Consider the following 564-nt stretch of genomic DNA (forward strand, 5'->3'; position numbering starts at 1 on the left):
CTTATTAGAGAAGCCCTGCTAGAAATAGCAGGGCTTTTTTACATTTGAAGAAAAGTGTTTTGCTTCCAGGTTGTTTGGGTGCTGTAAAGGCATCGAACCCCTGCACTTCACACTATTCCATTAGAAAGCCTAGTCTGACGACTAGGCTTTCGTCGTTTACGGCGTATGTGTTTTGGATTTTAGTAGCAAACCCTTATCGCTAACTATGAAGTATTTCTCTATATATCGGGAGGTGCTACTTGGGAATATAGGTGGTCACTTCTAACTCTGATAGTTAAGCTAAATAGAGCAGAGCACTAATCTGATTGTTTTACTATGTGAAATTCTCTATCGCGTACGTACTTCGCCCCAAGGAGTGACGACGTTATTGCTTGAATACGTAAAGGGTAATTGTCGATTATGTTCGTATTGGTACTCGTTTAGCTGCTCTCTAAACCATACCTGATACACGTATCTGGAACCCTTAGAATGACTAAGGAAAAGGTAGGATGCTTAACACTTCAAGCTATCATACTCACTATGCATAAATAGAGATGTTGACTTGAAATGACCATCAAGAAAACC

Origin of the sequence: Vibrio sp. 10N.247.311.51 (assembly GCF_041467855.1) — a bacterium.
Taxonomy (GTDB): domain Bacteria; phylum Pseudomonadota; class Gammaproteobacteria; order Enterobacterales; family Vibrionaceae; genus Vibrio; species Vibrio coralliirubri.